At 35.6% G+C, this 12,896-nt stretch carries 10 protein-coding genes; 6 read left to right on the top strand and 4 right to left on the bottom strand.

Translation table 11 applies throughout. The features are described from left to right. The first annotated feature begins 14 nt into the window (after positions 1-14). The gene (locus VB715_RS02665) at positions 15-1,034 is read left to right on the top strand and encodes an Npun_R2821/Npun_R2822 family protein (RefSeq protein ID WP_323299640.1); all 1,020 of its coding nucleotides are present in this window, start codon (positions 15-17) and stop codon (positions 1,032-1,034) included. 6 nt (positions 1,035-1,040) lie between these two features. Next, positions 1,041-2,030, top strand: coding sequence for a glycosyltransferase family 2 protein (locus tag VB715_RS02660; protein ID WP_323299639.1), 990 nt, complete (start codon positions 1,041-1,043; stop codon positions 2,028-2,030). A gap of 174 nt (positions 2,031-2,204) precedes the next feature. On the opposite strand, the gene VB715_RS02655 is transcribed toward VB715_RS02660, so the two are convergent. After that, on the bottom strand, positions 2,205-4,445 hold the full coding sequence (locus VB715_RS02655) for a site-specific DNA-methyltransferase (protein ID WP_323299638.1): 2,241 nt from the start codon (positions 4,443-4,445) through the stop codon (positions 2,205-2,207). A 90-nt stretch (positions 4,446-4,535) separates the two neighbouring features. On the opposite strand from VB715_RS02655, the gene VB715_RS02650 reads away from it, so the two are divergent. The 3 genes from VB715_RS02650 to bchH all read left to right on the top strand — a co-directional run bounded on the left by VB715_RS02650 (position 4,536) and on the right by bchH (position 9,204). Beyond that, positions 4,536-4,820, top strand: coding sequence for a helix-turn-helix transcriptional regulator (locus tag VB715_RS02650; RefSeq protein WP_323299637.1), 285 nt, complete (start codon positions 4,536-4,538; stop codon positions 4,818-4,820). Further along, the gene (locus VB715_RS02645) at positions 4,807-5,400 is read left to right on the top strand and encodes an HNH endonuclease (protein ID WP_323299636.1); all 594 of its coding nucleotides are present in this window, start codon (positions 4,807-4,809) and stop codon (positions 5,398-5,400) included. Before VB715_RS02650 ends, VB715_RS02645 begins: the two co-directional genes overlap by 14 nt. A gap of 66 nt (positions 5,401-5,466) precedes the next feature. After that, entirely contained in the window at positions 5,467-9,204 is a 3,738-nt protein-coding gene (bchH, locus tag VB715_RS02640; protein WP_323299635.1) for a magnesium chelatase subunit H, read from the top strand. Positions 9,205-9,310: 106 nt separating this feature from the next. Here bchH and rnhA read toward each other — a convergent pair whose 3' ends face one another. Beyond that, positions 9,311-9,790, bottom strand: coding sequence for a ribonuclease HI (gene rnhA, locus VB715_RS02635; protein WP_323299634.1), 480 nt, complete (start codon positions 9,788-9,790; stop codon positions 9,311-9,313). A gap of 35 nt (positions 9,791-9,825) precedes the next feature. Further along, entirely contained in the window at positions 9,826-10,725 is a 900-nt protein-coding gene (gene lipA, locus VB715_RS02630; protein ID WP_323299633.1) for a lipoyl synthase, read from the bottom strand. Positions 10,726-10,933: 208 nt separating this feature from the next. Here lipA and VB715_RS02625 point away from each other — a divergent pair, with 208 nt between their 5' ends. Next, on the top strand, positions 10,934-11,734 hold the full coding sequence (locus VB715_RS02625; RefSeq protein ID WP_323299632.1) for a fasciclin domain-containing protein: 801 nt from the start codon (positions 10,934-10,936) through the stop codon (positions 11,732-11,734). Between the two features lie 69 nt (positions 11,735-11,803). Here the strand turns inward: VB715_RS02625 and VB715_RS02620 are convergent, their stop codons facing one another. Continuing rightward, the gene (locus VB715_RS02620; protein WP_323299631.1) at positions 11,804-12,112 is read right to left on the bottom strand and encodes a hypothetical protein; all 309 of its coding nucleotides are present in this window, start codon (positions 12,110-12,112) and stop codon (positions 11,804-11,806) included. Positions 12,113-12,896: the final 784 nt, after the last annotated feature.

The following is a 12,896-nucleotide window of genomic DNA, read 5'->3' as shown; positions in this document are numbered from 1 at the left end:
AGGAGAAAAAAGCAATGGAAACAAAAGGATTTTATATCCTAGCCAATGATGTTGTTTATGATCAATTAATTGCTTTATTGAATAGCATTGAGATCAATGTTAATCAAGAGCTTCCTATTTGTATTATTCCCTATGATAATCGCTTAGAAAAAGTTAAATCAGAAATAAAAAATCGTCCCAATCTTACCTTATTTGATAATCAAGAATCTATTAATAGGTGGGAAGAATTTGCCGATAAAGTTTGGGCTGCCCACCCTAGAAATCAAGAAAGTAAGGCAACCCGTCCCCGTTGGTATAAAGGACATTTACAAAGGAAATTTGTAGCTTTTGATGGAGAGTTTGATCACTTTGTTTTTTATGAAGCAGACAACTTAGCCATGAAACCTGTAGATGATGTTTTTGAGAAGTTAAATGACTATGATTTTGTCTTTAATGACTGGGAACATCGTAAACCGACAGAAACAGCAGCTTTAAATATTCCACTGATTGAAAAAAGTGGTTTTTATACCGATACTGAGGTTAGACCAAAAATTCATGATGCCAGTTTTTTTGGCGGCAAAAAAGGGTTATTTTCTCCTCAAGAATTGGCAGAATTAGAAAATAAATTAATTAATCAAAGAGAAGTCGAATGGATTAATCGTATTGGGTGGTGGGATGATGTTTTCCTCTTTAATTATCTAACCTTACGCTGTGAACGTCCAATCTATAACTTTACTCAAAGTCCCAACGGACAGGAAAGAACCGGAAATTGTGCCGATAGAGATCCTTTTGTGAACATCGATAATGTGCTTTATAATGAACAGGGATTAAAACCTATTCATCGTATTCATTATATGAATTATTCTTCTGCTGATTTCGTCCGTTTATGTCAAGGAGAAGATGTGAATATTTGCTATCAAGATATCTTTTTACATTATCGTTTCTTGAAAAATCCTGAACAAAAACCAACTCAATTAGTTCCGGCAAATTCATTGACAAAAGCGACGCGAAAATTCCAAGGCATTGTTGGAAAAATTAAACGCACTATTTCTTAGAAAACTATGCCTAAAGTTACTGTTTGTATTCCTACTTATAATCGTTCCCATTTCCTGATTTATGCCGTTAATAGTGTTCTTAATCAAACCTATAAAGATTTTGAACTAATTATCTGCGATGACGGTTCTCCTGATGATACCTCCCAAGTTGTTGAGGGGTTTAACGATGATAGAATTCGCTATATTCGTCATCCCAAAAACATCGGGAGAAGTCGTAATATGCGATCGGGTTTTGAAGCGTCTCAAGGGGAATATTTTATTAAATTTGATGATGATGATGCTTTAACCCCTGAATTTTTAGAGAAAACAGTAACAATTTTAGATGAAAATCCTAGGGTTGATTTTGTTTGTACCAGTCATTGGATTATTAATAAAAATCATCAACGGATAGAGTCAGCAACTAAAGAAAATGTTACGAGATGGGGTAAAGATAAAATAAAACAAGGGATTATTCAAGATTTAGATTGGCAAACTTTTTATCATCAAAGTTTACAAGTTGGATCAACTTTATTTCGTCACAATTGTTTAAAAGAAGTGGATTATATGCGTCCTCAAGCAGACGGATGTGAGGATTTTGATTTATTAGTTAGGTTAGCTTTAATCGGTAAAATTGGCTATTTTTTACCAGAGTTTTTAATGGAATATCGCTTTCATGGGGGACAAACCAGCTTAGGGCAAAATCTCCACTTTTTAAAGGCTAAATTGTTCTGTATTGAAAGCTATCAATTTACAGATCAGGAATTAGAAAAACAAAGAATTATTAAATTAGCACAAACTCAACAAGATTTAGGATTAAGGTTAATTGAAAAAGGAGAAAGTAAAGAAGGACGAAAACTTTTAGAAGCTTCCAAACTGGTTTTAGGAAGTTCTAAACGTACCAATTTTGGACTACTTATTTCCTATATACCCTTGAATCTTCGTCAGTTTATTTTAAAAGTATTTCGGCAAGTTCGCTCAAAAGATTATACTGAAAAAGTTCGCTCACAAACAACTTAGAATGAGTTAAATTATTGGTGTATGTGCGTCATTTTAAATGTAATAAATGTCATATTAGGGACTATCCGAATTTGTGGGGTTATTTAAGAGAATTATATCAAATTCCTAAAGTGGCTGAAACCGTTAATTTTAAACATATTAAATTTTATATTGTTGATTAAGTATCGTTGACTTTTAAAATAAACTTCCTTGTAAATTATTGTGAAGCTGTTCTTTCAATAACTTCAATGCTAAATCGCAGTAATTTTTATGCAATTCAATATTAATTGACTGTATACCATGTTTGAGAGCCGTTATACCAGTCGTCATGCTTCCAGCAAATGGATCAAGTATAATTTCATGGTCTGCGATTAACGGAAAAAGCAAAGCAGGAATTTTTTCAGGAAAGGGGGCAGTATGTCCATAAACATTTTTCCCTTTGATCATCTTAGTTACTGGTTTTTCTTTAATAATTTTTGGCAATTTCTGAATATTAAAATTAGGATTTTCTTTAGAAAAAATCAAAATATGCTCCCAACAATTGTGTGGAGCTTGATAATAAGGTGAATAATTGCCTTGATTAAAGTTTCTGTTCCCTTCTATTTCTCCTTTATCCCAAGCGATATTACCAAGATGCTTAAAGCCAATATATCGACAAATAAAACTTATGTAACTACTTAAAATCAGTCTTTTTTTTCCCATATCTGAAAAAACAATCACTTTTTCATTATCGAAATAGTCAAAAATATTAATTAAAAGCGGAGAACCGTCCTTTAAACATCGGTAAACTTCTTTGAAAATATTGTACATATCATATAAATAACAATATATATTGCTCCATTGTGAATAATTTTTAGCATTATAGTAAGGTGGAGATGTTACAACACCACCTAGAGAATTACTTTCTAGCTGCGAGACTATTTCAAAGGCATCTCCTTGATATAAAGAAAGCTCAGATATACCAGATAAATTATAAAGTGACGGGATTTTTTTTAAAGATTTGTCAACTAAAAAACGTTTTAAAAAATTCATTGATTTATATTTATCATTCCAAATATAACAGTCTTGTTTAGATTGATCTAATTGAGAATAGTTAATAGATCTTCCCAAAATATTTTTAGATGAATTTAATGAATTTCCATAAATTGATACGGTATCACCATGAAGAGAATAAAAGCTAATTAAAAATTCATAAACTTCAACAAATGAAGAAATTTTTACGATATCTCTCCTCCACTGTTTCAATATTTTTTTATTAATAATATTGTTATTATCTAAAATTGCTTGTTGCCTAATAATTGAAGATAAAGAATATCGTTTTCCTCTGTTATACTTACTTTTATGACCACAAAATATGTTTTTGCATTCCCAACTTCTAACACCAATAATAGGATAAGAATTACCTTGAATTTGCAAACTTCGACATTTTGGACAAGGAATGGATCTTTCATCTCTTTTATTTTTCTCAAAAAGCAAGATACACTTTTCCCTTTCATCTTGATAGACAAGATAGCAATCTCTATACACAAAACCTTCATTTCCCAGTTGAAAATCACAAGAATCAACGGCTAGATTTTGTATATATTTAAAAGTTTGATCAGCAACTTTATGCCATTTAAAGTAAGTACGATCTATTGGATGTTCTAAGAATTTTTCACTAAAAATTGTCAAATCAGAAATTAATTGCCACTTATTAGGATGAACATTTTCTAAAATCACAGCAAGATAACAATGATTTGTCAAATTCTTGTAGGCTTCTACAATTAGTAAAAAAACTTTATCTAGTATTTCTTCATAATCGTTTGTTTTTTCAATAATACTATCAATATCTAAAATTATTAAGCCTTGTTCTCTAGAAACTTGTGAATCATGAAAATATTTTAAATGACTCCAATAATTTTTAAAATATTTAGTTTTACAATCTTGATTAAGAGCTTTATGTACTTTCTCCTCATTAATACAATGATAAATATATGAGGAAAATATAGATTCAATTACTAATAATTTTTTGGGGTCTTGCTGAAGATATTTATCTAAATTCAGAAAAGTTGTATTTCTTTGATCTTCAACTTCTTTTAAGACATCAATTAAATTCTGATGCTCTCCAATTTCGCATAAATACCAATTCAGAAAGTTAAGATCAGGGTGATTAAGAGTATCCTCAATTGCTATTTTTTGGTGATAATTAAAAATAATTTCTTTTTCTGCGGCTCGATCTATCAAAAAACGATAAATTTTTTTATTCAAATTAAGTCTCTCATTGATAACAAATAATAGAGAATTATTGATCGTGGTTATTGGCTGAATTCTCTCATCAGAAAATAGACTGAGATATTCATGCAATTTTTTTACTAGCTCATCAGAAGGTCGCCACTCCGTCAGAGTCATTTTACTAAAATTATCGATTAATTGATTCGCTCTTTGTTCTATTTGCATATCAACTTTAAATCCTTTATATGCGAATTTCGCATATTTTCTGAATTATGTCAATCTTTGTTTAACACACAAGTGTAATGCCAAATTCGCATGACTCACTCGAACAACAGTCAACCTCCTTCTGGAAAAAGAAAAACCATCTTCCGAAGAGAGTATATACAATTGCTCGAATTGCTTAGACAAATACGAGAAAAGCGAGGGTTATCCCAAGCTGAGTTGGGGATGTTACTCGGACAAGATCAGACATTTGTTTCTAAGTATGAAAAGGGGATTCGTAGACTTGATATTATGGAAATGCTGGATATTTGTCATGTCTTAGAAATTGACATTCTTGAGATTTTGAAAGAGCTAAAAAAACAAAATGGAAATTGGTAAATATCCCATAGATAGTCAAACATGGTCTGAGGATGATTGGCACAATTTACTTGATGATCTTATCACAAATAATTTATTAACTTACAAAGAAGTAACATCTCTAGTGCTAGGTCACTTAAACCCATCACAAGTCGGTACGTCGATTGCTAGTAAAAAAACATTTCAAAAACATTTTCCTAAACGACAATGTTGGCAGGCTGTCAGACAATGGCATTTTGAACAAAGTGGCAGATGTCTAGATTGCGGAACTAGGCTTGAACTTCAAGCTGATCATATAATACCGAGACAACAGTTAGGAGACGATGCTGATCGGCTAGAAAATATGACATTGCGCTGTAGACGCTGTAATGTTATACGACGACCCTCTCACACTAAAGGTGGATTAACCGATTTAACAGCAGAAGCAGCATTGATGTGGTTATTGTTTACCCATCAACCTACTACCTATGAAGAATTTGAGCAGATGTGTAGAGACTATGGCATGACTATGGCAAGTATTAGATTTCAAGAAGCGTGGGCAATGGCAAAATGGTTAGAAAAGGAAGGCACATACCTAATATCTGATACATCGAGATATTAAAAACAATACCAGTTAAAACCTTTATAATATAAGTAAGGCTGTTACAAAACTTTACAGGTTAGGGATATGCCACGCATCGTCGTCATTACTGGGTTTGAATCATTTAACATTGACTTGTACCGTCAAGCGGCACAGTTAGCACAGTCACGCTGTCAAGACTTAGATATACAGATATTTAGCGATCGCTCTCTTTCTCAAGAGCCAGAAATTATTGAGAATGCCCTGAAAGATGCAGATGTCTTTTTTGCTAGTTTAATCTTTGATTATGATCAAGTTATTTGGTTAAGAGAAAGGGCAAAAAATATCCCCATTCGTTTAGTTTTTGAGTCAGCATTAGAATTAATTAGTTTGACTCAGTTGGGTAAATTTGTGATTGGGGATAAACCCAAAGGAATGCCTAAACCCATACAATTTATTCTCAGTAAATTTTCTAGTGGGAAAGAAGAAGATAAATTAGTAGGTTATTTAAGTTTTCTCAAAATTGGCCCTAAATTACTCAAATTTATTCCTGCTAAAAAAGTTCAAGATTTACGCAACTGGTTAATTATTTATGGTTATTGGAATGCGGGTGGTACTGAAAATTTTGCCGCCATGTGTTGGACAATAGCTGATAAATATTTAGGTTTACAAGTAGGGGAAATTCCCGAACCTATCGAAACCCCAAATATGGGTTTACTCCATCCTGAATATGACGGTTATTTTAGTTCTCCCCGCGACTATTTAAACTGGTATAAACAACAAAAATCTTTAGAGAATCCTCTCGTTGCAATTCTTTTATACCGTAAGCACGTTATTACCAAACAGCCCTATATTCCCCAATTAATTCATTTTTTTGAAGACCAAGGACTAACCCCTGTTCCTATTTTTATTAACGGAGTTGAAGGTCATGTTATTGTCAGGGATTGGTTAACCACGACTTACGAAACCCAGCAACGAAACTTAGGCAATATAGAAATTCGTTCTCTATCAAAAGATGCCATTGAAGTAGATGCAATTGTCTCTACCATAGGCTTTCCTTTAGTGGGAGGCCCCGCAGGTTCGATGGAAGCAGGGCGACAGGTAGAGGTGGCTAAGCGAATTTTAACCGCAAAAAATATCCCTTATTTGGTCGCTGCACCCTTGTTAATTCAAGATATTTATTCTTGGACAAGACAAGGAATAGGGGGTTTACAAAGTGTGGTTTTATATGCACTTCCTGAGTTAGATGGGGCGATAGATACTATTGCTTTAGGGGGATTAGTCGGTAATGATATTTACTTGATTCCTGAACGAGTTAAACGGTTAACAGGAAGGCTTAAAAATTGGATTAATTTGCGTCAAACTGCACCTAAAGATCGAAAAATCGCTGTAATTTTATATGGATTTCCTCCTGGATATGGGGCAACGGGAACCGCAGCTTTATTAAATGTACCTCGTAGTTTATTAAAGTTATTACAAGAGCTAGAAAAACAGGGTTATAGTATTGGAGAATTGCCGGAAGACGGAGAGCTATTAATCAACAAAGTCAAAGAAGCAGATGAAGCAATTATTTCGCACAAGGACTCAGAAATAGCACATAATGGCGGTGCAACGGTTAATGTTAGAAAGTTAGAAGAATGGTTAGGATATTTGCTAACTAACCGGATAGAAAAACAGTGGAAATCCTTAAAAGATACGGGTATTAAAACCTATGGTGATGAGTTTCAAATTGGGGGAATTCAGTTAGGAAATGTTTGGATCGGAGTTCAACCCCCGTTAGGAATTTCTGGTGATCCCATGCGATTAATGTTTGAAAAAGATTTGACTCCTCATCCTCAATATGCAGCTTTTTATAAGTGGTTGCAGAATGATTTTTGTGCTGATGCTGTGGTACATTTTGGGATGCACGGGACGGTGGAATGGTTGCCGGGTTCACCATTAGGAAATACGGGGTATTCTTGGTCAGATATTTTGTTAGGTGATCTCCCTAATTTGTACATTTATGCAGCTAATAATCCATCAGAATCAATACTAGCTAAACGACGAGGTTATGGGGTCTTAATTTCCCATAATGTGCCGCCCTACGGACGTGCAGGATTATATAAAGAATTGATGGCACTGCGAGAATTAATTGCTGAATATAGAGAAGATCCTGAAAAAAATGATCTGTTAAAACAGGGTATTTGTCAGAAGATTGCTGATTCTGGTTTAGCGGCTGATTGTAAGTTTGAAGAAGGGCGAAAATTAGGGATTGATTTCACGGTTGAAAATGCGAAATTGTTTAGTAAGAACGCATTAAATGATTATTTTGTCAAGGTTTATGAATACTTACAAATCGTTGAGCAACGATTATTTTCTTCGGGGTTACATACCCTTGGAAAAGTTCCAAATCAAGAAGAATTAGATTCCTATTTAGAAGCTTATTTTGGAGAACAATTAACGGAAAGAGAAAGACAAGCAATTACCTCTGAGTTACCGGAATTACAATATATTTTAGAGTCAGCTAATGGACGATCAGAAACAATTAAACAAGCCATTTATATCAGAGATTTACTCAAACAAACTCCCGATGAGTTAACTAATTTACTACGGGGATTAAATGGAGAATATATTCCTCCTGCACCTGGGGGAGATTTGCTCAGAGACGGAACAGGAGTGTTACCCACAGGACGAAATATACACGCCTTAGATCCTTACAGGATGCCTTCTCCTGCTGCTTATGAAAGAGGCCGAGAAATCGCCAAGAAAACCATTCAACAACATCTAGACGAACATGGTAATTATCCTGAAACTATTGCTGTTTTATTGTGGGGTTTAGATGCTATTAAGACCAAGGGTGAATCCTTGGGTATCTTATTAGAATTAGTTGGGGCAGAACCCATCAAAGAAGGGACGGGACGGGTTGTTCGTTATGAATTAAGATCAGTAGAAACATTAGAACATCCCCGCATTGATGTATTAGCTAACTTATCAGGTATTTTCCGTGATACTTTTGTTAATATTATTGAATTATTAGATGACTTATTCCAACGTGCAGCAACAGCAGATGAACCCCCAGAAAAGAATTTTATTCGTAAACATTATTTACAGTTAAAACAACAAGGGGTAGAAAATGCTTCAGCGCGTTTATTTTCTAATCCTGCGGGAGATTTTGGCTCATTAGTTAATGATCAAGTGGTTGACGGTAACTGGGAATCTGGAGATGAATTAGCTAATACTTGGGAGAAACGAAATGTATTTAGTTATGGACGAAAAGATAAGGGACAAGCAAGACCAGAAATTCTTAATCAACTATTAAAAACTAGCGAAAGAATTGTCCAAGAAATTGATTCTGTAGAATATGGTTTAACGGATATTCAAGAATATTATGGTAATACAGGAGGATTAAAATTAGCAGCAGAAAAACAAAGTGGTAAAAAAGTGACCGCGAGTTTTGTGGAAAGCTTTTCTAAAGATACTAATCCCCGAAAATTAGAAGACTTATTAAGATTAGAATATCGTACCAAACTATTAAATCCAAAATGGGCCCAAGCAATGGTTAACCAGGGTTCCGGGGGGGCCTATGAAGTCTCCCAACGCATGACAGCATTGATAGGATGGGGAGGAACAGCCGATTTTAAGGATAATTGGGTATATGATCAAGCAGCACAAACTTACGCTTTAGATCAGGAAATGGCGGAAAAATTACGCAAAGCAAACCCTGAAGCTTTTCGTAATATTGTGGGAAGAATGATCGAAGCAAATGGCAGAGGTTTCTGGGATACTGATGAGGAAACTTTGGAAAAATTGCGGAATTTATATGATTTAACTGAGGAAGAATTGGAGGGGGTTACAATAGAAAAATAATCATAATGATTTGTAGGGGTTTAACACGGTTAAACCCTAATCTTATTTTGTTTTATCTAATTTAGAATAATATGTCCTGAAGAACCGATAAGAAATACAACATTATTTATTGTTTCTCATAGACTTCATCAATAGGTAAATCTTGTTGTTGTGATGCTTGTACAGCTAAGCGATCGCAATATTCGTTTTCGGGGTGTCCAGCATGGCCTTTAACCCACACAAATTCAACGTCATGTTGATTACATAAAGTCAATAATTTTTGCCACAAATCAGGATTTTTTGCTGACTCTTTTTGATTACGTTTCCATCCATTTGCTTGCCATTTCTTTGCCCATCCTTTTGTTATGGCATCCACTAAATAACGAGAATCAGTATATAAAGTAACAGCACAGTCCATTGTTAGGGCTTCTAATCCGATAATAGCTGCCATCATTTCCATGCGGTTATTCGTCGTTAATCGAAAGCCTCCTGATAACTCTTTGCGGTGTTCATTATAAATTAAAAGTGTCCCATAACCGCCTTTTCCTGGGTTGCCAGAACAAGCACCATCAGTATAAATCAGAACTTTTTTGAGAGAATTAGTCATGATAAATTATCAACAAAAATTCAGAAATTGATTACTTATCCTTCCTCTCCTGCATGATAAGAACTACGAACTAAGGGGCCAGAACGAACATGAGAAAATCCCAGGGAGTGCGCGATTTCTCCTAAGTGTTCAAACTCATCAGGAGTCCAATATTTCTGCACAGGAAGATGGTCTAAAGAAGGACGCATATATTGTCCCAAAGTGAGGCGATCGCAGTCAACCCTTCTTAAATCTTTTAAGGTTTCTATAATTTCTGACTCGGTTTCTCCATGACCTAACATCAAACCCGATTTTGTTGGCATTTTTGGCTCAAGTTCTTTAACCCATTTTAGAACATCAAGTGATCGCTCATATTTAGCTCCCCGTCTCACTGGTCCTTGTAAACGTTGAACCGTTTCTACATTATGATTATAACAAGCTGGTTGAGCTTTAACGACAGTTTCAACCCGTTGTTTTTGACTAAGTTTCCCTTCTTTCCCGCCCCAAAAATCAGAGGTTAGCACTTCAATTTTTGTGTCAGAATTTAGCTGTCGAATGGCCTCCATAACCTTAACAAACCATTGGGCCCCACCATCAGCTAAATCATCCCTGGCCACTGCTGTTAAGACCACATAGCGTAACCCTAATAATTTAACCGATTCTGCGACTTTTTGGGGTTCATCAGGGTCTAATGCCATGGGTGCATGACCTTTATCCACTTGGCAAAAGGCACAAGAACGGGTGCAAATGGGCCCCATTAATAAAAAAGTAGCGGTTTTATTGCTGTAACATTCTCCTCGGTTGGGACAACGGCCTTCTTCACAAATAGTATGAATATTCCGTTGTTTAATAATTTTTTGAACGGTAGAAAGTTCACTGGCTTTCCCAATCGGACGTTTTAACCAAAGGGGAATTGATGTGAGTTGAGAATGGTCATTAGTTACATTTTTTTTCATCGTGGTTTTATGAGAAGCTATAGGATAATTCAGGAGTAAAACCATTATATAAGGGTTTTACTCCTAATGCAGTGTATCTCATCCATCTGAAAAACCCTATATTCAAATTTGTTGAATTCACAACAGCTTAAGGTTTGTCGAGATTTTTACTTTTATATATCATCTTATAGAAAAGTTATCCTAATGCTTTACTCACGAAAGGAAAACTATGTTAAGACCATCTTTTTTGATTAATTCCAGACTTAAATGTCTTTCTGCCTTGTTAGGATTGACAATGGCAATTGTTGGTTCCTTTTCTCCCGCCATGGCAGATAAAGTCAAACCGAGCGAGTCTCCGACAATGACGGAAACAGAACAGCCTCAAATGAATGAAAATGAGACTTCTATTGATTCCTCCGTCACCACAGAAACAGAAGTAAATAAACTCAAACCTAGTGAGTCTCCGACCACGACGGAAACTGGAAATGAGACTTCTAGTGAGGCCCCCGTCACCACAGAAACAAATGAATCTCCGGCGATGACGGAAACTGGAAATCCTGAAATGAATAAAGACGAGACTTCTAGTGAATCTTCTGAGGTGAAAGAAACCAACAAAGCTGAGATGAATCTCGTGGAAACAGCAATCGCTGCGGGGAAGTTTGAAACCTTAGTAGCAGCCCTAAAAGCCGCTGGGTTAGTGGAAAATTTATCAGGAGAAGGGCCATTTACCATATTTGCACCCACGGATGAAGCCTTTGCTGCCCTAGGAGAAGAAACCGTTAAGGACTTACTCAAACCCGAAAATAAGGCAAAATTAACCGCGATTTTGACCTATCATGTCGTACCGGGTATGGTCATGTCAAAAGATCTGAAAACGGGAGAGGTAAAAACCGTAGAAGGTAGTATGGTTAGGATTGAGTTAGGAGACTCCGTTAAAGCCAATGATGCGACAGTGCTTAAACCTGATATTATGACCAGCAATGGCGTAATTCATGTGATTGATCAGGTCATTTTACCCCCCAATAACTAAACCTTATTTCTACTTCATTAAGGTTTTTTTTAGAGACGTTATTGATAACGTCTCTATCATAGTTTTAACTCAATCTTTTAAATCGATGATATCGAGAAAAGTCTCCAATTCAAACCAATATTTGACATAATATTCATTGGTTAGAGAAGTCACCCATTCGGCAAAAGTAAGGTAATATTCCCACCCATCTTCTGTCGTTGTCGCGTCAGCCGTGATTTCCCAAAGAAGTTCATAATAGTCTTGTCGAGAAATCTGTCCACTATTACGCTGAAAGTTTAGCCAAGCATAATCTAGGGCAATGCTTTCCTCTACTTGATGAATAATTGCTTGTAGCTGGATATGAGTAAAGAAAGCCTCTAGGGGTTGAGAAGTCATCATAGGTTAGTTCTCTAGAAAAAAGAAAATCGATCAATTAAGACAAGCAAACTTGAGACGGAATAAGAAGAGTCTTGATTTTAATTTAGAAAATATCTCGAAAATTTACTTGAGGGATTTTAGGGAAATTTCACTCATCAGGATCGTGGTTTCCGTAATTTTCCTGGGAGTCTCAATAACCATTACTTTATTTTATTGTTAAGGGACTGGTGAGGAGTAAATTGGGATGTTTTGAGAATTCTTGTCCCCTTATTTGATCAGGTAAAACCTGCGCCCGTTGCTAAGCTATTGTGCATTTAAAACGCTTATTTGGAGTTTTGGTACAAACTCTCAAACCCGTTGTCTCTACTCCCCCTCAGTCTCAATTAACAATTTAGATGATTCAATAGCTTAGTCCCTTCCCAGAAGCGGTGAGGGACGGAAACCATCAATAAGCGATAACTTTCGGACTAAGGGGTGTCCGAGATCTCAATTTAGAAAGCTCATTAGACTTTACCGACTCTTGAAGTGCCGGCCAAGAAAAATGCTCAAGTTGGGATAATTTGAACATTAGAACTTGAGAAGACCCAGGAATCACATTGCTTAATCGTAAGCACAGATAAAGCCCCAAGGTAATTGTACAAGCTCCAAAAAATTTCTCAAACATCTCACACCACCTAATTACACTCATCACACAGGTCTGATAGACTGGCTAACAGAGCTACTCTATTAATAGCCTGTCCAGTCCCTAATAAACCCGACGGGGTGCGACAACATAAAGTGTCACATCCCTCACCGAAATTTCTCG

The sequence above is a fragment of the Crocosphaera sp. UHCC 0190 genome (assembly GCF_034932065.1).
Lineage (GTDB): Bacteria > Cyanobacteriota > Cyanobacteriia > Cyanobacteriales > Microcystaceae > UHCC-0190.
The sequence above is the reverse complement of the archived record's forward strand: the minus strand, read 5'-3'. Positions and strand labels throughout refer to the sequence as shown.